Annotated in this window: 29 protein-coding genes; 24 read left to right on the plus strand and 5 right to left on the minus strand. The window is 59.2% G+C overall.

Annotated features, from left to right (window positions below):
* The first annotated feature begins 28 nt into the window (after positions 1 to 28).
* Genes FEM54_RS05975 through FEM54_RS05985 form a run of 3 tightly spaced genes read left to right on the plus strand, consistent with a single transcriptional unit; the run spans position 29 to position 1859 of the window.
* Positions 29 to 544, plus strand: coding sequence for a hypothetical protein (locus FEM54_RS05975; RefSeq protein WP_093199252.1), 516 nt, complete (start codon positions 29 to 31; stop codon positions 542 to 544).
* On the plus strand, positions 541 to 1185 hold the full coding sequence (locus FEM54_RS05980; protein WP_138449959.1) for a recombination protein NinG: 645 nt from the start codon (positions 541 to 543) through the stop codon (positions 1183 to 1185). Before FEM54_RS05975 ends, FEM54_RS05980 begins: the two co-directional genes overlap by 4 nt.
* Positions 1182 to 1859: a hypothetical protein gene (locus FEM54_RS05985; protein WP_138449961.1), complete on the plus strand. Its 678-nt coding sequence runs from the start codon at positions 1182 to 1184 to the stop codon at positions 1857 to 1859. The genes FEM54_RS05980 and FEM54_RS05985 overlap by 4 nt, the downstream gene beginning before the upstream one ends.
* A 118-nt stretch (positions 1860 to 1977) precedes the next feature.
* Here FEM54_RS05985 and FEM54_RS05990 read toward each other — a convergent pair whose 3' ends face one another.
* From FEM54_RS05990 to FEM54_RS06000, 3 genes are read right to left on the minus strand one after another with little or no spacing between them, the layout of a single operon-like run.
* Entirely contained in the window at positions 1978 to 2292 is a 315-nt protein-coding gene (locus FEM54_RS05990) for a hypothetical protein (protein ID WP_138449963.1), read from the minus strand.
* A 3-nt stretch (positions 2293 to 2295) separates the two neighbouring features.
* Positions 2296 to 2721, minus strand: coding sequence for a type II toxin-antitoxin system HicB family antitoxin (locus FEM54_RS05995; RefSeq protein WP_138449965.1), 426 nt, complete (start codon positions 2719 to 2721; stop codon positions 2296 to 2298).
* A 50-nt stretch (positions 2722 to 2771) separates the two neighbouring features.
* Positions 2772 to 2951: a type II toxin-antitoxin system HicA family toxin gene (locus FEM54_RS06000; RefSeq protein ID WP_003229979.1), complete on the minus strand. Its 180-nt coding sequence runs from the start codon at positions 2949 to 2951 to the stop codon at positions 2772 to 2774.
* Positions 2952 to 3155: 204 nt separating this feature from the next.
* On the opposite strand from FEM54_RS06000, the gene FEM54_RS06005 reads away from it, so the two are divergent.
* The 4 genes from FEM54_RS06005 to FEM54_RS06020 are packed head-to-tail and all read left to right on the plus strand — an operon-like array spanning position 3156 to position 4342.
* A complete protein-coding gene (locus FEM54_RS06005) occupies positions 3156 to 3494 on the plus strand; it encodes a hypothetical protein (protein WP_003218335.1) in 339 nt (112 codons plus the stop codon).
* Positions 3491 to 3835, plus strand: a complete 345-nt coding sequence (locus FEM54_RS06010; RefSeq protein WP_138449967.1) for a hypothetical protein — start codon at positions 3491 to 3493, stop codon at positions 3833 to 3835. Before FEM54_RS06005 ends, FEM54_RS06010 begins: the two co-directional genes overlap by 4 nt.
* A gap of 53 nt (positions 3836 to 3888) precedes the next feature.
* Positions 3889 to 4161 (plus strand): hypothetical protein, encoded by a 273-nt coding sequence (locus tag FEM54_RS06015; protein ID WP_138449969.1) that lies wholly within the window; start codon positions 3889 to 3891, stop codon positions 4159 to 4161.
* Positions 4154 to 4342, plus strand: coding sequence for a hypothetical protein (locus FEM54_RS06020; RefSeq protein WP_138449971.1), 189 nt, complete (start codon positions 4154 to 4156; stop codon positions 4340 to 4342). The genes FEM54_RS06015 and FEM54_RS06020 overlap by 8 nt, the downstream gene beginning before the upstream one ends.
* A 12-nt stretch (positions 4343 to 4354) precedes the next feature.
* Here FEM54_RS06020 and FEM54_RS06025 read toward each other — a convergent pair whose 3' ends face one another.
* On the minus strand, positions 4355 to 4687 hold the full coding sequence (locus FEM54_RS06025; protein WP_138449973.1) for a hypothetical protein: 333 nt from the start codon (positions 4685 to 4687) through the stop codon (positions 4355 to 4357).
* A 93-nt stretch (positions 4688 to 4780) separates the two neighbouring features.
* Here FEM54_RS06025 and FEM54_RS06030 point away from each other — a divergent pair, with 93 nt between their 5' ends.
* Genes FEM54_RS06030 through FEM54_RS06055 form a run of 6 tightly spaced genes read left to right on the plus strand, consistent with a single transcriptional unit; the run spans position 4781 to position 10282 of the window.
* The gene (locus FEM54_RS06030; protein ID WP_138449975.1) at positions 4781 to 5404 is read left to right on the plus strand and encodes a putative metallopeptidase; all 624 of its coding nucleotides are present in this window, start codon (positions 4781 to 4783) and stop codon (positions 5402 to 5404) included.
* 32 nt (positions 5405 to 5436) lie between these two features.
* The gene (locus FEM54_RS06035; protein WP_238349099.1) at positions 5437 to 5952 is read left to right on the plus strand and encodes a DUF2280 domain-containing protein; all 516 of its coding nucleotides are present in this window, start codon (positions 5437 to 5439) and stop codon (positions 5950 to 5952) included.
* Positions 5949 to 7286, plus strand: a complete 1338-nt coding sequence (locus tag FEM54_RS06040) for a terminase large subunit (RefSeq protein WP_138449977.1) — start codon at positions 5949 to 5951, stop codon at positions 7284 to 7286. The genes FEM54_RS06035 and FEM54_RS06040 overlap by 4 nt, the downstream gene beginning before the upstream one ends.
* Complete coding sequence (locus FEM54_RS06045) at positions 7286 to 8746, plus strand: DUF4055 domain-containing protein (RefSeq protein ID WP_138449979.1); 1461 nt, start codon at positions 7286 to 7288, stop codon at positions 8744 to 8746. Before FEM54_RS06040 ends, FEM54_RS06045 begins: the two co-directional genes overlap by 1 nt.
* Complete coding sequence (locus tag FEM54_RS06050) at positions 8664 to 9776, plus strand: minor capsid protein (protein WP_420875314.1); 1113 nt, start codon at positions 8664 to 8666, stop codon at positions 9774 to 9776. Before FEM54_RS06045 ends, FEM54_RS06050 begins: the two co-directional genes overlap by 83 nt.
* A gap of 8 nt (positions 9777 to 9784) precedes the next feature.
* Complete coding sequence (locus tag FEM54_RS06055) at positions 9785 to 10282, plus strand: DnaT-like ssDNA-binding protein (protein ID WP_138449980.1); 498 nt, start codon at positions 9785 to 9787, stop codon at positions 10280 to 10282.
* Here the strand turns inward: FEM54_RS06055 and FEM54_RS06060 are convergent.
* Positions 10254 to 10745: a hypothetical protein gene (locus tag FEM54_RS06060; RefSeq protein WP_138449982.1), complete on the minus strand. Its 492-nt coding sequence runs from the start codon at positions 10743 to 10745 to the stop codon at positions 10254 to 10256. The genes FEM54_RS06055 and FEM54_RS06060 overlap by 29 nt on opposite strands.
* A 125-nt stretch (positions 10746 to 10870) precedes the next feature.
* On the opposite strand from FEM54_RS06060, the gene FEM54_RS06065 reads away from it, so the two are divergent.
* The 11 genes from FEM54_RS06065 to FEM54_RS06115 all read left to right on the plus strand — a co-directional run.
* Positions 10871 to 11608 carry a hypothetical protein gene (locus tag FEM54_RS06065; protein ID WP_138449984.1) on the plus strand — a complete coding sequence of 246 codons (738 nt, stop codon included), beginning with the start codon at positions 10871 to 10873 and terminating at the stop codon, positions 11606 to 11608.
* A gap of 3 nt (positions 11609 to 11611) precedes the next feature.
* A complete protein-coding gene (locus FEM54_RS06070; protein WP_003218352.1) occupies positions 11612 to 12589 on the plus strand; it encodes a major capsid protein in 978 nt (325 codons plus the stop codon).
* A gap of 55 nt (positions 12590 to 12644) precedes the next feature.
* The gene (locus tag FEM54_RS06075) at positions 12645 to 12950 is read left to right on the plus strand and encodes a HeH/LEM domain-containing protein (RefSeq protein WP_138449986.1); all 306 of its coding nucleotides are present in this window, start codon (positions 12645 to 12647) and stop codon (positions 12948 to 12950) included.
* Between the two features lie 10 nt (positions 12951 to 12960).
* Positions 12961 to 13338, plus strand: a complete 378-nt coding sequence (locus FEM54_RS06080; protein WP_138449988.1) for a hypothetical protein — start codon at positions 12961 to 12963, stop codon at positions 13336 to 13338.
* Between the two features lie 2 nt (positions 13339 to 13340).
* On the plus strand, positions 13341 to 13733 hold the full coding sequence (locus tag FEM54_RS06085; protein WP_138449990.1) for a hypothetical protein: 393 nt from the start codon (positions 13341 to 13343) through the stop codon (positions 13731 to 13733).
* 1 nt (position 13734) lies between these two features.
* The gene (locus FEM54_RS06090; RefSeq protein WP_138449992.1) at positions 13735 to 14319 is read left to right on the plus strand and encodes a hypothetical protein; all 585 of its coding nucleotides are present in this window, start codon (positions 13735 to 13737) and stop codon (positions 14317 to 14319) included.
* Positions 14316 to 14732, plus strand: a complete 417-nt coding sequence (locus FEM54_RS06095; RefSeq protein ID WP_138449994.1) for a phage tail terminator-like protein — start codon at positions 14316 to 14318, stop codon at positions 14730 to 14732. The genes FEM54_RS06090 and FEM54_RS06095 overlap by 4 nt, the downstream gene beginning before the upstream one ends.
* A gap of 72 nt (positions 14733 to 14804) precedes the next feature.
* Entirely contained in the window at positions 14805 to 15461 is a 657-nt protein-coding gene (locus FEM54_RS06100; RefSeq protein WP_138449996.1) for a phage tail protein, read from the plus strand.
* Positions 15462 to 15464: 3 nt separating this feature from the next.
* Positions 15465 to 15845: a phage tail assembly chaperone gene (locus FEM54_RS06105; RefSeq protein WP_053256732.1), complete on the plus strand. Its 381-nt coding sequence runs from the start codon at positions 15465 to 15467 to the stop codon at positions 15843 to 15845.
* Between the two features lie 47 nt (positions 15846 to 15892).
* Positions 15893 to 16165: a DUF1799 domain-containing protein gene (locus tag FEM54_RS06110; RefSeq protein ID WP_138449998.1), complete on the plus strand. Its 273-nt coding sequence runs from the start codon at positions 15893 to 15895 to the stop codon at positions 16163 to 16165.
* Between the two features lie 27 nt (positions 16166 to 16192).
* The coding region (locus tag FEM54_RS06115; protein ID WP_205894392.1) for a phage tail length tape measure family protein at positions 16193 to 18047 on the plus strand (1855 nt) is incomplete at its 3' end.

Genomic DNA, 18047 nt, shown 5'->3' on the forward strand with positions numbered 1-18047 from the left:
AGGTAAGCAAGACGACGGGAGTTCGGCCATGACTAAGCCAGCCAAGCCCCGCCCTATGCCCGTGTACCTGGTCCTGCGCCGCCTGGTCGATCCAGCCACCGGCAAGGAGGTGGCCGCGTTCGTGCCGTCCTCCGACGCTGACCGGTCGATCCTCCGCGAGCGTGAATTCAAGATGAACGCGAAGATCCGCGCCGACCTCAAGCAGCCTCGCAACCCTCGGTTCAATGGATTGGTCCACGGCCTGGGCCGGGTGCTGAGCCAGAACATCGATCGGTTTTCCGGGAAGCAATCGCATGATGCGATCAAGGCCCTGCAACTGGAGTCGGGCGTGTACTGCGACGAGGAAGCGTTCGACATTCCAGGGCTGGGCCAACTCACCCGCAAGACGCCGCGCAGCCTTTCCTATGACTCGATGGGGGAGGAGACATTCCAAGACTTCTGGCGCCAGTGCTGCGCGTATCTGGTGCTGCATGACTGGCCGACGCTCACCGAAGAACGCCTGACCGAAATGGCAGAATTTGAAGCCTTCAAGGAGGCCGCATGACCATCGAACGCAAGCCAGCCAAGCCGAAGAAATGCCGCGTTGCTACGTGCAGGGCCTCATTCGTCCCTTCGCGGATGGGGCAGGCGGTGTGCAGCCCTAAGTGTGCGCTGGTCACCGTAGAGGTGCAGAAGGCCAAAGAGAAAAAGTCGCTGGCTCTGGCCGGTCGCCGGGAGATCAAAGTGCGCAAGGAGGCGCTGAAGACCCGTTCCGACCACATGAAGGATTCCGAGAAGGCTGTGCGGGACTACCGGCGCACCTACGAGCTGAGCATCGGCAGCGGCTGTATGAGCTGCGGCCTGAGCCAGGAAGAGATCCGCGCAGCGCAGGGCTGGAAGACTGGCGGGGCATTCGACGCAGGTCATTTCCTCGGTAAGGGTGCCCGTCCCGAGCTGCGGCTGGTGCCGAACAACATCTGGTTGCAGTGCAAGAGCTGTAATGCCGGGTCGTCCAAGTACGCCCGAAAGGGCCAAACGGTTTCGCAGGCGTTCCGGGAAGGGCTGATCGGCCGCATCGGCCTTGAGGCTGTCGAGGCGCTGGAAGCCGACCACACACCACGCAAAGAAACCGTAGAGCAACTGAAAGCCATCACCGCCAAATACCGCGCAATGACCAGAGAATTGAAAAAAAAGGAAGCCGCATGAAGCTGATCAACGCAAGACAGGTATGGACCGAAGCACAGCACGAATCGAACGCGTCGATCAGCGCTGTAGCCATCGACAAGGCGCAGTCGGCACCGATCAAGAAGGGGCAGCGCATGCGCCGCGCCGAGGCCGTGTTCGCTGCGCTGGGGGACGACAAGGAAGAGCGCATTCAGGTTGTGCGCCAGAAGATCAGCATTAGCGAGACGCGCGGTACGCCCGCCGGCCGCTCCACCGCCCGCGCCGCGCATCTGGCAACCATCGGCAAGGTACTGCGCGCCATCGACACCTTGCCGTTCCAGGTGCAGCAGTTCGGGCACTACCTGTACCACCCGGCTATGAACATGAAGCATCTGTTGAACGCGGTGCTGCTGATCACCGCCAAAGCTGCGCTGCCTGACCTGACATCGGCCAAGCGCGTGAAGGCGCAGTACCTGGTTACCCTGGCCCTGCAATCGTACAAGGGGGAGGTCGCCGGATCGGCAGAGTGGGGGCCGGCCCGTGTTGCCGCTGAGATGCTGACATTCTTCGGTGTCACTATCGACCCGAAGAACTGGACGCGCGACTGGCTCGACCTGTGGGAATCCCTGAAAGAAGTGATAAAGGAAGTGGATATTCAGGCTCAACAACCTATATGGCAGGTGATCCACTCGGAAAAAGATCAAAAAGCGGCATAATTATATTGACATGACGGGGTTTTGCGCGTACTTTTCCCATAGTGCACAAGTAACGCGAAACGCACACGAAACCCTGAACCCGGCTAAGCGCCGGGTTTTTTATTGGCTAAGTTCAACCTCAAGATGGCTGGTTGCTAACTTTTTTCGAGAACTTGTACTCGACATATTCCCATATCAGCAAGCTGCCCATGATCATCACGCCAATGATAGATATGGAAAGACCGAAAATTTCCCATCGTGAAGGAGCGGTGGTTGCTGACAGAAAATCTGAAATGCTCCACAAGTTGAATACCAACAAGGCAAGTACCATTGCCACCTTTGCCCACCCTAATAGGCGACGCCTTCCATGATCAGGCGAGTTGGCGAGAGCGATCACTACCCCAATAACGGTAGCTGCGCCCACGATTATTTGAAGTTTTTGCAGTCCGTCCATAGATCACGCAGCCTCTACCGAAATTGAAAGTCTTTTGCCGAGAACAGCAAGGGCATTCTCAAGCTGTTCCATTTTCGATGTGTGAAGGAAATCAACCAGGCGATCGCCTTGTACCTGAGCAACGCCCAGCAATCGGCGCAAGTCAGCTTTCCGCATATCGCGTTCCATCATCGCGTTCCATAGAGCGATTTTGGCCACAGTCACGGCTGGCAAGTGAACAACGCGCTCGTCTCCCTGCGGCGGTGTAGCTTCTGGAATGGCTTTGCGCTCATCAACGTAGATGGACAAGGTAGTCTCGATACCATCCACCGCTTCGCGCAATGCGTGCTCTTCGTCATCGCCGTAGCTGTGAAATTGCGGCAGATCACGGCAGAACACGGCAAGCCCTGGGTTGTCGTCTTGTTCGAAGCGGATTGCATAGTCGTACATGGTCACTCCTCGGAGGTGATGCTCAGTGTTCAGATGTGGTGAAGGGGCTCTCAGAGCCCCAGTTGCTTAATGATCGCCTTGCGGGTCGGTTCTGGCATTTCCTTACTACCGTGATCCGCGAAGGTGCTCCTGTTGCCGTTTGGGGCGATGACTTTGAAGTGGCTTCCTTTGCCTGCTTCGAAGGTCACCCCTTGGGCCTTCAACCATCGCCTGAACTCGCTGAACTTCATCACCTCGCCTCGTTGTTGGGATGAGTCCACTCTACAACATATTTGTTTTAATACAACACTTTTGTTTTATTTTTTTAGAGTCTATTCAGGGCCTTGACATTGATCGGGCCCTTTTCGTTTTCGGCCCCGCCACACCCTTCGCACTGAGCAGGGAGTGCCGCCGGCGGCTGACCTATTTCAAACATGCCCCACGGAGTCGAGCGCATGGAGTACCTACAGCGCCTGCTCGACAAGATCGACAGGTTTGAATTACTGATCGCGGGCCTCGTTGGGGCTGTGATCGCCAGCTGGTGGCACAAGGACGACTTGAACGACTGGCGTGCCTGGATGATCTTCCTGATCACCGGCATGGCCTGCTCGATCTATCTGACGAGCATGGTCAGCACCTACCTCGGCGTCACCGAGCCGAAGATCGTCGCCGGTATCGGCTTCCTGTTGGGGGCATTCGGCGGCTCGCTCCTGGCGGCCATCAATCGAGCCATCAAATCCGCTGACCTCTGGGCGCTTATTCGCCAGCGGTTCGGGGGAGGCAATCCACCATGAATCTTGAACTGATCAACTCCATCGCCTGCGGCCTTATCGCGTTGTGGGCAGCATGGTGCGTACTGAGCGGGAAGGTGAGGGACGGCATACTCGGGAAGCTGATCTACTCGGCCATCGCCATTAGCGGCTTCGTCGTTATGGCGCGAAGCCAAAACATCTTCTTCGGCCCGACCAGTGCCGGCTTGACGTTGCATGTGTCCCTGGCCCTGGCTGGTGCCCGCCACATCTTCATGGTCACGTACTGGCAGCGGGTGAAGGCCTGGCTGTGCAGGACGCTGAACTGCGAGCACTGCATGAGCTGTGACAAGGCACCTGGCGGTGTCGAGCGCCGAGGCAAGTAATTCGCGCCACGTTTTCGAATGCGCCAAATCGTGGCGCGAGAAAGGAGTAGGGCATGAGCGACCAATCAGGCGAGCACGTCCACTACTGGGATGATGGCCGTGGCCGGCGGGAAGTGATCATCGACGGCCAGCGCGTTGACGGCGTCAGGTACTGCGACACCAAGGCCGGCATCGCCGTTGTCCTAGATGCTCCGCTCAAGTCCTCCGACGGCGAGCATGTAGACTTCCACCCAGTGTGGGGTGAGATCAAGGTGATCTATTGCGGCGGCTACATCGGCGCCAACAAAACATTCCGTATGGGTGAGGGGCCGGTATTCAATGAGTAGCGTAACCCGCCTGCGCCATGCGCTCCCGATGAGTCCGGACATCAACCTTGCGGTAAGCGCTCTCGACAAGGCCATTGCTGATGCCGTGGACGCCGCCAAGACTGCCGGACTCCCCCAAGGTCTGATCGTCAGCCTGCTCCAAGGCCACGCACATGCACAGACACACCAGATGGTGACCTGAGTGGAGTCAGGCTCAGCCTTGGTCTGAACTTATTCCAGGAGTTCGAGTTACTGGGAACCATAGCCATTCGCCGTTCTGAGTAATGTCGTCGCCTAGATATACGGTGTAATCGCCGTATTTTTCATCGGGAAAGCAAAAATCAATGGATGACGTATCGAGCCATCCGTCGAATGGCTCGGTTTGCACGCCAAGCCAACTGAAACCCTGATTGCTTGCGCGATAGGTATCAGTGCTTAGATCCAGCGCCCCGCAATGTTCGCTAAATGCGAACGCCGCTGTAATGGTCCGCACCTGGAGAGGTTTCTGGTAAGGCCGAAAGTCGATTTGCGCGGTCTTGAGTTCCATACAATTGCTCTTTCCATAATTTGGACATCATGAATACCACATTGGGCAGTGCCTTCAAGTTACGTGCAGCTTTCAAGTATTTGGAAGATAGAAATGATCAGGCCAGCACCTCCAGCATCACTGCTTGAGCTCTCCGACCTCTCTGACTTCGGTATCCGCCTGATTCCTGCTCCCGAAGTGTGGGAATGGCTCCAGACCGAGATCCTTGCCGACACCGGCAGCATTCACAACGAAGACCATGCCCACCTCCTAGATGCAGACATCCGGATCATGTGGGCGTCGTCGAGCTTCGCCAAGCAGGGTCGGACAGTCCTGGGTCAGGCCGAACAGGTAGCGTTCCGCGCCGGCGGTTGGCAGAAAGCCCGGATGGAGCAACAGATGCGTGATTGGTTCGGTGATGTGCCGGCCTTCATCATCACGCTGGCTGCTGACTACTGCGCCGAGTGCAGCGACACCGACTTCTGCGCCCTGGTAGAGCATGAGCTTTATCACATCGCCCACGCCAACGATAACTACGGTCAACCGGCCTTCAACAAGGAAGGGGCGCCGAAGCTGGAGATGCGTGGTCACGATGTCGAGGAGTTCGTTGGTGTGGTCCGCCGCTATGGTGCGAGCCCTGACGTTCAGGTGCTGGTGGATGCTGCAAACAGTCCTGCTGAGGTGGGGAAACTGAATATATCGAGGGCTTGCGGAACCTGTCTGCTCAAGCTGGCCTGAATGTGAGACAGGCATGAGACGGAACCCAATCTATGGCAGCCCTGAAAAACGATGTGAAAGCCTTCATCGTTCAGGCTTTGGCGTGTTTCGACACTCCCACGCTCGTCTCACAAAACGTTAAGCATGAATTCAACATCGATGTGACCCGTCAGCAGGTTGAGCAGCACGACCCAACAAAGCGCGCCGGAGCCAATCTGGCAGCCAAGTGGCGCACCCTATTCGAAGACACTCGCAAGCGGTTCCGTGAAGAAACTGCCGAGATTCCTATAGCCAATCGAGCCCATCGGCTGCGAACGCTTGGGCGTATGGCGGAGAAGGCTGAGAACTCAAAGAATATGGCGTTAACGGCTCAGCTGTTGGAGCAGGCCGCTAAGGAGACGGGAGACGTCTACGTTAATCGACGCGTTGAGCCTGACAAGTCGCTGGATGAAGAAATCAAACGGCTTGAGATCGAGAAGCGTAAGGCCGAGCTCAAGCTGATAGAGAAGGGTGGTGGCAACTCCAATGCCCAGCTGCTGGCCGATTTGATCGCGAGGCTGCCGTCATGATCGCTAACACTGGCAACCTGATGCTGGATCGTCAGTTGTCTCGTTGGTACCCGCTCAAGGATCACCCGGTGCAGCTCGCCTTGGTGGCCGCTGTGTCTGAAGGCATTCGCTTCCCGTTGGTGCCTGCTGGTCGTCGTAGCGGCAAGACTGAGCGTTTCAAGCGCTTCGTGGTGAAGCAGGCATCGGCGTACACCGGCATGTATTTCGCGGCAGCGCCAACGCATGCCCAGGCGAAGAAAATCTTCTGGGATGACCTCAAGGCTTTCACGCTCTGCTGCATGCACAGTCGCCGGCCGTCCGAGTCCGACCTGATCATCTACTTGGACAACGGTAGCGAGATTCACGTCATCGGCCTGGACAAGCCGCAGCGGATTGAGGGTATCCCGTGGACTGGCGGGGGAATTGACGAATTCGCCGACATTAAGCCGGACGCCTGGGAGGCAAACATTCTCCCGGCGCTGAACACCGTCAACCCAACCATGCCGGATTACCGGGCCTGGTGCTGGTTGCTCGGCGTACCTGACGGCTTGAACCACTACTACGACCTGTGCATGCAGGCGGAGTCGGGCAATGACCCCAACTTCCGGGTGTTCCATTGGAAGTCCGCCGAGATTCTTCCTGCTGACGTAATGGACGCAATGAAGCGGGCCATGTCGGCCAAGCAGTTCAAGCAGGAATTTGAAGCATCGTTCGAAACGGCGTCTGGCCGGATTTACGAGGACTACAGCAAGGCGAACACCACGAACGCGGCCATTGAGCCGCATGAGCAACTGATGTGGATGCACGACCAGAACTTTACGCCTCTGTCATCTGCGATCGGTGTCCGGCGCAACGATGGCAAAGACCTTTATCTGCTGGATGAGATCGTGCTGATCAGCGCCGTTTCGAAGCAGTCGGCTGCGGAGTTCGTGGACAAGTTCAAGGATCACAAAAACAAGCACGTCCTGATCTACGGCGACCCCGCGGGCAAGGCAGGCGAGAAGCACGGACACGCATCCGACTACACCGACATCGAGGGCGTGCTGAAGGCCAATGGCTGGACGTACACGCGCAAGGTCAAGCCGGCGCACCCGTCCATCAAGGACCGGCAGAACGCCGTCCGGGCGAAGATTCTGACCGCCTCAGGCGAAACCAGCCTATTCATTAACCCGGCCACCGCTCCCTGGTGCCACAAGGGGTTGAGTACGGTCCAGCTTCAGATGGGGTCGACCTTCCAGGAAGACCAGAAAAACGACTACCAGCACATCACCACGGCGATCGGCTATTGCATCGACGTTGAGTGGCCGTGCATCAAACGCACAGGCGGAACACGCCGAATTGGAGGCTTGGCCTGATGCCAGTGCAATCGACAAACCCCGACTACGACGCGCATATCGCCGAGTGGGAGATGATGGACGACGCGCTCGAGGGTGAGTGCGCCGTAAAGCGTAACGAGCGCAATCTGCCCAAGTCGAGCGGTATGGTTGAGGCTGAAAAGCTGGATGGCGCGGGCAACAAGTACCTCTACGAGAACTACACGAACCGGGCTCAGTACGAACACTGGGTGCGTGATTCGCTTCGGTCGATGATGGGGCTTGTCTCGCGGCTGATTCCGGAGATCGAGCTGCCCACCGGCCTGAAAGGGCTGGAGGATAACGCGACAGCCGACGGCTTCGGCCTGAAGCAGTTGTTCTTTCGCATGGTGCGCCAGGCCATTTCCCACGGCCGGGTGCCGCTAGTGGTGAACATCGATGACCGCGGCGAGCCGTACTTCTCGACGTACGCCACACGCAACGCCATCAACTGGGACACCGATGATCAAGGCGGCCGGCAGGACCTGGTGCTTTCTGTGTTCCGCGAGTTCCGCAAGAAGGGCGGCGATCGATACAGCCATGACTGCGACACGGTGTTCCGTGAGTTCTTCATGCTGGGCGAGGTCTGCTACACGGCCGTGCGCAACGAGGCTGGCGAGCTGATCGAAGACGAACGCCCGCTGGGCACCACCGGTGCCGACAACCGTCTCGTCAAAGGCCTGGCCTATTTGCCCGTCATCTACTGCGGCTCGACCGACAACTCACCGGACGTAGACGAGGTGCCACTGCTCACCATGGCGCGGGCCGCGTTGAAGTCCTATCAGATCAGCGCTGACTATTTCAGTTCTCTGCATCAGACCAGTCATCCGCAGCCGTGGGTGTCGGGCTTGGATGAGGCGGTGGAGTTGAGCGTAACCGGCCCATCCGCTGCATGGGATCTTGGGCCGAACGGAAAGGCTGAATACCTTGAATTCAAGGGCACCGGCATTGAAGCCAACCGCAAAGCCATGGATGACCAGAAGAACGCCGCGCTTGAGGCAGGCGCCAAGGTCATGGACGTGGCTGGCACTGAGTCGGGCGAGGCCCGGAAGACGCGCCAGAACGACCAGCACGCCACGTTGCACAGCATCGTCATCACTGTGGCAGAGGCGGTGGAGCAGGGCTTGCGATACGCCGCTGAGTGGAAGGGCTACGACCCCAAGCAGGTCAAGTTCAAGGTGAACCCTGAGTTCGTCACCCCTGTGGTTGATGCCCAGGTTCTCGCCGAACTGCTCAAGGGCGTGATGGCCGGCACGATCAGCGCCGACACCTACTGGCAGTACCTCACCACCGGCAAGCTGCCGGACCGCCCATACGAAGACGAAGCCGACCTGATCAGCGACGAGCGCGAGTCGGCCGGCATCAACTTGGACAAAGACGATGCCATCGACAAACCTGGTGCAGGCCGACAGCCAACTGCTGGAACAGACGACCCGCCACTCGGTAATGCTGGAGCGACTTAAGGCGGGCGAGGTCAAGAAGTTCGAGAAGTACCTGCGCCAGATCGACAAGCTGGTGCGGGAGCAGCTCACCCGCAAGGAGCTGACCACCTACAGCCGGGACCGCCTTGAGCAGTTCCTGGCCCGGGTGGACGGCAAGCTGCTGGAGATTTACAAGGCCTACGGTGACCTGGTTCAGGCCGATCTGGTCGACATCGCGCTGTATGAGTCGAGCTTTGAGGCCAAAAGCCTGAGCAATGCGCTCTCCATCGACGCTGTGGTGCCGACCAATACGGTGATCCGCGCGGCGGTGTTCTCCTATCCGCTGCAGGTGAAGGGTATCGACGGCGGAAAACTGCTGAAGAGCTTCGTCAACGGCTGGACGCGCACGGAGACGATGCGCGTCACGAACACCATCCGGCTCGGCTTCGGCCAGGGCCAGACCAACGCTCAGATCATCCAGGCGATTCGCGGCACCGCGGCGCAGAACTTCACGGATGGCGTCCTGGCGGTGAGCAACCGCAACGCTGCCGCCGTGGTGCAGACCGCAATCCAGCATGTGGCCACCACGGCGCGGATGGAGACGCTTAAGGCCAACAGCGACGTGGTGCTGGGCTATCGCTGGGTATCGACGCTCGATCGCAAGACCTCGCAGCAGTGCAAGGGCCTGGACGGGATGCGCTTCGACCTGGGTAAAGGTCCGCTGCCGCCGGCGCACATCAACTGCCGGTCAACCACGGTGCCGACCACCAGGCTTTCGGAGATGTTCGCCAAGGACGCCACGCGCGCCTCGGTGGGAGATAACGGCGGGGCCCAGGTCGACGCAGGCCTGAATTATTACCAGTGGCTGGCAACGCAACCGGCGAGCTTCCAGGATCATGCCCTCGGGCCGGTCCGGGGTAAGTTGTTCCGCGATGGCGGCCTGACGCCGGAGAAGTTCGCCAAGCTGCAGCTCGACAAGTCGTTCAAGCCGCTGACGCTGGCGCAGTTGAAGGAAGCAGAGCCTGACATGTTCACCCGAGCAGGCGTTACACTCGGCGCTCAACCAGGTTGAGATAGCACATGCAGATCATCGTTGAGGACGGGCAGGGCGCACCAGGCGCGAATAGCTTCGTGCCGCTGGAGAAGCTGACTTTCTACCGCGACTACTACGGGTTCCGGATACCTGAAGCTGAGGCTGACCAGGTCAAACTGCTGCTGCGCGCTGCGGCCGACATCAACGGTCGCCAGTGGAAAGGGCGCAAGGCCAAGCCTGAACAGGCAATGGCCTGGCCCCGGCGTGACTGCAAGATCGAATACCAGACGCTGTCCGAGACGTTCGTGCCCTTTGAGCTTGAGTGGGGTCAGGTACGGCTGGCCGCCGAGCTATACGCTGTCGAGCAGGGCTTCCAGATCGAGGAGCCAACGCATTGCACTGAGCCCAACGGCCGCCGCACGCGGCTCAACCGCGATACGCCAGGATTTCGAATGCGGCCGCCGCCATACGCGCCGAGCAGGACGCAGTTCGCTGACTACCTGGTGATGCGCGGACTCAGTATTGTACGAAGCCGGGAGTTGTAATGAGCTCAATCGTTTCGTCGGTGAGGACCCGCCCACGATAGTATCGATTCGGTTGATTTAGTTCCTGCAACTCCTTGAAGTGACGCTTCGTCGCCTCTCTGTTGATGATGAACTGACTATGTACGATGAGAAACTTATCGTGTGGTTCAGCCCTGGTGTTGATGATTTGACTATCGGCGGAGTACACAATTTCCGTATCACAGGGCGCTTTATCGGAGTTGATTTCTAGCAGTCGGTCGAAATGGAGTTCAGTAGCGTCTTTGCTCATCAAGTACTCGCCGCCCTCAACGAAGCCGAACTGCTCGAACTCACCAAGCTCCCCTGCTGGCTGGAACATAAGGATGTGCCCCTCCAGATGCCGTCTTCCGACGATAAGGCCCCCGTCACGACCGTCGACAATCCAGCCATTAATGAAGCATCTGGCGAAGTCTTCCTGGGATAGAGTGAATTTTCCTTCGCTCATTTTTGATCCTTGATTAGTGAGTGTTTATCCATCGGGATAGAACATTAGCAAATTCCAAGCCTCGGCCATGCCGGGGTTTTTTTATGCCTGCAAAGCGGGCCGACCAAACCCAAGGGGTGCACCAAGTGGCAGACGAAAATCAGATTGATCTTGAAGACCCGGCAGTTCAGACCGCCATTGCTGCAGCTGTTGAGGCTGCAACCCTGGGCCTCAAGAACAAAAACACCGAGCTGCTTGGCTCGCTCCGGACCACCAAAACCGAGCTGGACGGCTTCAAAACTCAGTTCGAAGGCCTGGACATCGCAGCCGTGAAGGGGTTGCTGACCAAGGTTGGACAGGATGAAGAGACCAAGCTGATTGCCGAGGGCAAGCTGGACGAGGTCATCACCCGCCGCACCGAGCGCCTTCGCACCGACTACGACACCAAGCTGGCCGCCGAGAAAGCCCGTGCCGACAAGGCCGAGCAATTCGCTGCCAAGTACAGCGACAAGGTGCTGGCCGATTCCATCCGCGCCGCTGCCATCAAGGCCGGCGCGCTCCCAGAGGCCGCCGAGGACATCATCCTGCGCGCCCGGGGCACTTTCAAACTCAGTGAGGACGGCGAGGCGATCGCTACTGACCGTGACGGCGAGGTCGTTTACGGGAAGGACGGGAAAACCCCGCTGTCGCCGCTCGAATGGGCGGAATCCCTGCGTGAAACAGCAACACACCTGTGGCCAAGGGCTCAGGGTGCCGGGCAGACCGGCGATCAAGGTGGCAAGGCCACGAAAAAGTGGGGTGAGTACACGGAAACCGAACGCGCTGCGATCGCCCGTGACAACCCCGAGCTCTTCAAGAAAATCCAGGCCACCAAAGGAACCTAATCCATGGCAACTACCCAACTGACCGACATCTTCGTCGGCGACTACTACGCCTCCCTGGCACCGGTTAACAGCCCGGAAAAGACAGCTGTATATGAGTCGGGCATCGTGACTCGCTCTCCTGTGCTCGACGCGATCGCCTCCGGCAGCCAGGGCACTGCGGAGATCAGCTACTGGCAGGACCTCAACGCTGATGAAGCCCCGAATATCAGCAACGATGACCCGAACGATCAGGGCGAAGTCGGCAAGGTCACCCAGGACAGCATGCGTGCCCGGGTTCTGTACCTGAACAAAGGCTACGGCGTAACGGACCTGACTGCCGAACTCGCTAACACCGAGCCTCAGCAGCAGATTCGTAACCGCTTCGGCACCTACTGGACTCGCCAGTGGCAGCGTTACACCCTGGGCGCGGCTCGCGGCATCATCGCCTCGAACATCGCTAACAACGGCGGTGACATGGTCATCGACGCGGGCGCGACCATCAGTGCCAACGCCTTCCAGGATGCTGCGTTCACCGCCGGCGATGCCGCTGACCAGTTCGGCGCGATCGGCGTGCACTCGGTGGTGATGAACCAGATGGTCAAGCAGGACCTCATTGAGTACCTGCGCGACTCCGACGGCAAGATCATCCTGGCCACCTACCTCGGCAAGCCAGTGTTCATGGACGATGCTCTGGTCTACGGCGCGGGCAAGTATCTGTCCGTGTTCTTCGGCCAGGGAGCTTTCGGCTACGGCGAGGGCACGCCGAAGGTGCCGGTAGAGCTGGAGCGTAAGCCTGGTGGCGGTAACGGTGGTGGTGCCGAAGTGTTGTGGGAGCGGAAGACTTACATCCTCCAGCCTGCTGGCTTCAGCTGGAAGGGTTCCGAGGCTCAGAACCTCAGCCCCACCGCGACTCAGTACGCAGCTGCTGCGAACTGGCAGCGCGTCTTCAGCCGCAAGCAGGTTCCGTTCGCCGCTGTGATCAGCGGTACCACCACGCCGTAATTCGGCCCACACAGCCTGGCGCCCGTATGGCGCCGGGATGCTTTTGAGGTGACTTATGAAAGTGATCTACACGGACAAGCCTGGCAAAGAGCGCGGCGTGTGCTACCGCCTGCTGAGCGAATTCTTCGGTGTCATCGGCTCCGCCACCGAGGTCGTCGTCGAGGGCGATGCCCCGGATATCTTCGATGCCTACCAAGCGGCGGGAATCAAGGTTTCCGACGGCAAGGAGCAGGAAGCCCCTGAAACCGACCCTCTGAAAATGAAGGTCCCCGAGCTGAAAGAATGGCTGACAGAGAAGGGCATCGCCTTCGAACCGACCGCCAAGAAAGAAGACCTGCAGGCCCTGGTGCCAGCGGAATAAGGACAAGCACATGACCGACTTCATCACCGTTGCCGATGTTGACGCCCAGCTCGGTCCTGACTGGGCGGGCACCGGTGATCCGGTCCTTGCTGTGGCCATGGCCAACGCCTGGCTCACGGCCAAGATTAAGCGGGTTGTTCCCGATCCGGTCCCGACCGAGATCAAAACAGCCGGCGCCCAGGTCGCCAAAGAGGCGGCGGCGGGCAAGCTATACACGTCCACGCAGAAAGAAGTGCAGAGCAAGACGGTCTCGGCTCAGTCCGGCACATCGGTGAGCAAAACCTACGTGGCAGGCTCTACCGATCAGTCGGCGGGCGTCAACTTCGCCCTGGCGCTGCTGGCGCCTTGGATTAAGCGCTCCGGCGTGATGATGCTGAAAAGGATCTGATCATGGGCATGCGCGAAGAGATCCAGGCTGAATTGGCCGAGTCGTTCGATGATCCTGATGGGCTGGCTGACGCGGTAAAGCCGGTGACAGGCGTGCGCAAAGTTGCGGGCGAGTATGACCCTGACTTGGGCGGTGAAACGCCCGAGACCACGCTTACGTACGTGGGGCGGGGTGCCCTGGGCAGCTACCTGTCCAAGGAGATAGACGGCTCCCTCATCCAGACGACCGACAAAAAGCTGCTGGTGCTGCAAAACGAGCTTTTCGTGTCGGAGGCCGGTGTTCCGACGGTGGTACCGGCTGCCCCGGCCATTGGCGATATCGTCAATGGGCTGAGGGTTATGAACGTATCCGCCGATCCGGCTGATGCAACGTGGACGGCGCAGCTGAGGAAGTGACATGGCGACTCAATCCGGAAGCTTCGCCCTGAGCCTGGCAGAGTTCGCCGCCCAGACCGGTGAAGCCATCGACGCCAGTGTGCGCGAGATCATCATCGAGGTCGGCAGCAGCATGATTCGCATGTCTCCTGTGGGTAACCCGGAGATCTGGGCGCAGAACGCTGTAGCGACCGAGTACAACAAGGCCGTCGACGATCACAACAGCGCGCTGCGCAGTGATCCGGCGAACCTCACGAAGGGCGGGCGGCTGAAGAAGGGCCGTAAGCTCAACGACGGCATGGACGTAAAAGCGCCCGAGGGCTACGTCGGCGGCCGGTTCCGTGCGAACTGGCACGTATCGCTCGGCGTGGTCGAGAACGTCACCTTTGACGAGATAGACCCGAGCGGCGCCGAAACCACTGCCGCACTGGTGGCCGCGATGAGCGATTTCACCGCCGGCCAGATGGCCTACATCATCAATAACTTGCCCTACGCGATCCCGCTGGAGTTCGGCCACTCAACCCAGGCCCCCGGCGGCATGGTCCGGGTAACCGTGGCTCGCTTCCAGCAGATCGTGCTGGAGGCCATCAGGAACAACCAGGTATGAGTCACGCAATCATCGCCTCGATCTACGAGGCAAAGCTCATCGCCTGGAACGCTGCCAGGTCGGAGAAGCTTAAGATCGTTTTCGAGAATACGGCCTACACGCCGGCGGCGGGCGAGACCTACCTGCGAGCCTTCACTATCCCGGGTGACACCGCAAGCAACACGCTCGGCGGTGACCACCGGCTGTTCACCGGTGTTTTCCAGGTCAGCATCATCGCGCCGGCGGGCACCGGCAAGGCCAAGACGAACCCTATAGCGGCTGGACTGACCGATCTGTTCCCGCTATACGCCAGGGACACGAAGAGCGCTGTCACCGTGGTGACCATGTCGCCAGTCGACCAGGGCCCCGGTATCACCGGCGACTCCACCTACACCGTCCCGGTCTCGTTCTTGTACCGAGCCGACACGAACTGATCCCGCCCATTGGGCAAACCCACGAACCCGCCATTGAGCGGGTTTTTTCATATCAGCAAAGAGGAAATACCCATGGGCTACAAAATTCCGGACGGCGGCACCTTCCAGCACGGTGCGACCTATGGCCCGGACATCCCGTTTTCGGCGCTGAGCAACGCGGCTGAAGCCGTGGCCACTGTAACTGGCGGCACGCTCTCGGCTGGCGACATCGTGATCGTCACATCCGGCTGGACTCGCCTGGGCAATCGGGTGGTGCGTGTGAAGGCCGCCACTGCCACCGCCATCACCCTCGAAGGGGTCGACACTACCGACGTGCAGGTCTACCCGGCCGGCTCCGGCATCGGCTCGCTGAAGAAGGTGCTGACCTGGGTGCAGATTCCGCAAATCACTGACGTGGCTTTCGCCGGCGGCACCCAGAACTATCTGGACGTGGTGTTCCTGGAAGACAAGCAGGGCCGCCAGATGCCAACCGACAAGGCTGCCGCGAGCTTGGCGCTGACCATTGCAGATGACCCTGGCCAGGCGTTCAACGCCATCCTGCGTGCAGCGGATGCCAGCCAGACTATTCAGGCCGCGCGCCTGAACCTGCCAGGTAACGACACGCTGTTCTACGGCGCCTTCACATCGTTCTCCAACCAGCCGACTGTGTCTCGCAGCAACTTGCTGACCCGGACCGTGAACCTGGCGCTGCAGGGCGAACCGACCCGTTACCTGACTGCGGTGGCATAACCCATGGCAAAGATCAGAATCGCCCAGAACCCGACGTTCAAGGCCTTCGTGTCGATCCCTATCGTTGGGGGCGAGCCCGAGAAGATCGAGTTCACCTTCAAGTATCGGGATCGTCCAGGGCTTGCCGCCTTGTTCGATGAATGGACCCTGAAGCGTGACGAGGCACAGGCCGCCCTCGGCGATAAGCCTACGCTTTCCGAAATCGTAGCCGCTGACACTGAGCAGCAAGCGCAGCAGATCAAGGACCTGGTGGTCGGCTGGGGCTTCGATGACAAGTTCGACGATAAGAGCATCCTGGCATTAGTGAAGTCCTGTCAGGGCGCTGCTGAGGCAGTTGTGAACGCCTACCAGAACGCATTCAGCCAGGCCCGCCTGGGAAACTGACAGACGCCGCCCGCGCACTCTACGCGCCGGCGGCACCTGCTGAGCTGATGGGGCTGTTTGGGCTTTCCCCGGGTGACCTTGAAGAGGTGACCGAGGTATGGCCCTGCAACTGGCCGGCGTTCTTCCTGTTCAACCGGATGTCGACTCAGTGGCGAGTGGGCGCCGGCGGCGCGATCGGTCTCGACTACACCTGCATCCGCGACGTAGCCGGGTTCCTCGGCATCAAGAAAAAGAAACTCGCTGAAATATTCCCGGACCTGCAGGTGCTGGAAGGCGAGGCCCTGCGCGTCATGGCGGAGGAAAGGGAAAACAGCCCGTAACCACGGGCACTTATTCAAGGTGAGTCGATGAACATTGCAGAACTCGGCGTCAAGATCGACTCGGCCGATGCAATCCAGGCTAAAACGAGCCTGGATGATATGGCCAAGGCCGGAGGCCGGGCCGAGCAGTCTGCCGTTTCGCTGATGAACGAAATGCAGGCGCTGGAAAAGTCGCTGTCTACCAGCGCCAAAACCACCCAGGACCTGGCAAAGCAGCGCGACGCTCTCGCCAAGCTGACCAAGACCGGCGCCTATGGCGAGGCCGAGGCAGCGAAGATCTCGGCTCAGCTCGACAAGCAGCAGGTGGCCTTGGCCAAGTCGGCCATGGATGAGCAAAAGGCCCTCAACAGTCTGTTGGGTGCAATCGACCCGGCTCGCGCGGCCCTGGCCAAGCTGGATACCCAGGTAGAGCAACTGGGCAAACATCTGGATGCTGGGCGCTTGAGCCAGGAGGATTACAACAAAGCCCTGAGTAATATCGATAAGGATTACGCAAAGCTCGAAAAAACCAATACCGGTTTCGACAAGCTGCGCCTGGGCACTCGGCAAGCTCAGGAAAACGTTGTTCAGTTGGGCAATGCATTGTCTTCGGGCGACTGGGGTAGTGGTGTTCGCGCCGTGGCTCAGTTGGGCGCTGGCGCGGGTGCAGGGGCTGTTGGCTTGCTTGCCATCCTGACACCGCTGGCTCTGGCTACCGCCGCCGTAGGCGGTCTTGCATACGCCTACCATCAAGGCAGTGAGGAGCAAGATAACTACAACAAGGCGCTGATCCTCGCAGGCAATTACGCCGGTGTGAGTGCGGGCCAACTGAGCGATATGGCGCGTCAGATCAGCGCAACGGTCGGTACTACTGGCCAGGCCGCAGAGGTGCTGTCGACGCTGGCAGGCAATGGAAAGATTGCGGGTGCGAGCTTCGTTGAAATTTCAGAAGCCGCCTTGGCGATGGAGAAAGCGACGGGGAAGTCTGTCGATGCGACGGTAGCGGAGTTCGTAAAGATTGCTGAGGACCCAGTTGCTGCTGCGAAGTCTCTGAATGATCAGTATCACTTCCTGACCGCCTCGGTTTACTCACAGATTGTTGCGCTTAAGGAGCAGGGCGACACCATTGGTGCAGCGAAGCTCTTGACCGACACTTACGCCGACACCGTAAAGGGCAGGGCTGGTGAGATCACTCAGAATCTCGGCACTATCGAAAGGGCGTGGAAAGGCATCACGGATGAGGCCAAGAAGTCCCTCGACGCGATAAAAAATATTGGTCGCGATGAAGGGCCGGCCAAAAGGATCGCTGAACTTACCCAAAGTGCGGCTTACGCTCGAAGCGTGCTCAAAGCTGACCCGGATGACACGGACGCCAAAAAGAAACTCGCGGCTTCTGAGAAGGAACTGTATCAGCTTCAGCTTATGGTCTTTGTTGGCGGTCAGCGAACCAAAGCCCAAGAGGATCAGGTGCGTGTTCAGCAAGAAGGGATTGATGCCGAGCAGAAGCTCAAGGCAATCAGCGATTCAAACCTGACCAATGCAGAGAAACGCAACAAGCTGATCAAAGATTACCAGCGGTCCGTCGAAAATCTCCGCAAAGCAAACCCGGACAGTCCGCTCGTCCAGCCAGATTATGTGGCTAAGACGATCCAAAACATTAAGGACAAGAACAAAGACCCCGCGGTTGCTGCCGGCAGCGTGGATCTGACCGGCTTCAATGACGCGAAGAACAACCTCGCGGCCATCGCTACCGACTACAAAAACTACCAGAAGCAGTTGGACGCGGCGCAAAAGTCTGGGCTTATTTCAGAGGCAGACTACCTGTTACGGCGCCAAGCCCTGATTGGTAATGAGCGCGACCAGGTAACGGCGGCCTACGAGGCCGAGATATCCGCTCTGGAGG

It is taken from the genome of Pseudomonas edaphica (assembly GCF_005863185.1).
GTDB lineage: Bacteria > Pseudomonadota > Gammaproteobacteria > Pseudomonadales > Pseudomonadaceae > Aquipseudomonas > Aquipseudomonas edaphica.

Coding starts and splice junctions, on each gene's coding strand:
- FEM54_RS05975 (WP_093199252.1), top strand. CDS start 29: ATGACTAAGCCAGCCAAGCCCCGCCCTATGCCCGTGTACCTGGTCCTG.
- FEM54_RS05980 (WP_138449959.1), top strand. CDS start 541: ATGACCATCGAACGCAAGCCAGCCAAGCCGAAGAAATGCCGCGTTGCT.
- FEM54_RS05985 (WP_138449961.1), top strand. CDS start 1,182: ATGAAGCTGATCAACGCAAGACAGGTATGGACCGAAGCACAGCACGAA.
- FEM54_RS05990 (WP_138449963.1), bottom strand. CDS start 2,292: ATGGACGGACTGCAAAAACTTCAAATAATCGTGGGCGCAGCTACCGTT.
- FEM54_RS05995 (WP_138449965.1), bottom strand. CDS start 2,721: ATGTACGACTATGCAATCCGCTTCGAACAAGACGACAACCCAGGGCTT.
- FEM54_RS06000 (WP_003229979.1), bottom strand. CDS start 2,951: ATGAAGTTCAGCGAGTTCAGGCGATGGTTGAAGGCCCAAGGGGTGACC.
- FEM54_RS06005 (WP_003218335.1), top strand. CDS start 3,156: ATGGAGTACCTACAGCGCCTGCTCGACAAGATCGACAGGTTTGAATTA.
- FEM54_RS06010 (WP_138449967.1), top strand. CDS start 3,491: ATGAATCTTGAACTGATCAACTCCATCGCCTGCGGCCTTATCGCGTTG.
- FEM54_RS06015 (WP_138449969.1), top strand. CDS start 3,889: ATGAGCGACCAATCAGGCGAGCACGTCCACTACTGGGATGATGGCCGT.
- FEM54_RS06020 (WP_138449971.1), top strand. CDS start 4,154: ATGAGTAGCGTAACCCGCCTGCGCCATGCGCTCCCGATGAGTCCGGAC.
- FEM54_RS06025 (WP_138449973.1), bottom strand. CDS start 4,687: ATGGAACTCAAGACCGCGCAAATCGACTTTCGGCCTTACCAGAAACCT.
- FEM54_RS06030 (WP_138449975.1), top strand. CDS start 4,781: ATGATCAGGCCAGCACCTCCAGCATCACTGCTTGAGCTCTCCGACCTC.
- FEM54_RS06035 (WP_238349099.1), top strand. CDS start 5,437: ATGGCAGCCCTGAAAAACGATGTGAAAGCCTTCATCGTTCAGGCTTTG.
- FEM54_RS06040 (WP_138449977.1), top strand. CDS start 5,949: ATGATCGCTAACACTGGCAACCTGATGCTGGATCGTCAGTTGTCTCGT.
- FEM54_RS06045 (WP_138449979.1), top strand. CDS start 7,286: ATGCCAGTGCAATCGACAAACCCCGACTACGACGCGCATATCGCCGAG.
- FEM54_RS06050 (WP_420875314.1), top strand. CDS start 8,664: ATGCCATCGACAAACCTGGTGCAGGCCGACAGCCAACTGCTGGAACAG.
- FEM54_RS06055 (WP_138449980.1), top strand. CDS start 9,785: ATGCAGATCATCGTTGAGGACGGGCAGGGCGCACCAGGCGCGAATAGC.
- FEM54_RS06060 (WP_138449982.1), bottom strand. CDS start 10,745: ATGAGCGAAGGAAAATTCACTCTATCCCAGGAAGACTTCGCCAGATGC.
- FEM54_RS06070 (WP_003218352.1), top strand. CDS start 11,612: ATGGCAACTACCCAACTGACCGACATCTTCGTCGGCGACTACTACGCC.
- FEM54_RS06075 (WP_138449986.1), top strand. CDS start 12,645: ATGAAAGTGATCTACACGGACAAGCCTGGCAAAGAGCGCGGCGTGTGC.
- FEM54_RS06080 (WP_138449988.1), top strand. CDS start 12,961: ATGACCGACTTCATCACCGTTGCCGATGTTGACGCCCAGCTCGGTCCT.
- FEM54_RS06085 (WP_138449990.1), top strand. CDS start 13,341: ATGGGCATGCGCGAAGAGATCCAGGCTGAATTGGCCGAGTCGTTCGAT.
- FEM54_RS06090 (WP_138449992.1), top strand. CDS start 13,735: ATGGCGACTCAATCCGGAAGCTTCGCCCTGAGCCTGGCAGAGTTCGCC.
- FEM54_RS06095 (WP_138449994.1), top strand. CDS start 14,316: ATGAGTCACGCAATCATCGCCTCGATCTACGAGGCAAAGCTCATCGCC.
- FEM54_RS06100 (WP_138449996.1), top strand. CDS start 14,805: ATGGGCTACAAAATTCCGGACGGCGGCACCTTCCAGCACGGTGCGACC.
- FEM54_RS06105 (WP_053256732.1), top strand. CDS start 15,465: ATGGCAAAGATCAGAATCGCCCAGAACCCGACGTTCAAGGCCTTCGTG.
- FEM54_RS06110 (WP_138449998.1), top strand. CDS start 15,893: ATGGGGCTGTTTGGGCTTTCCCCGGGTGACCTTGAAGAGGTGACCGAG.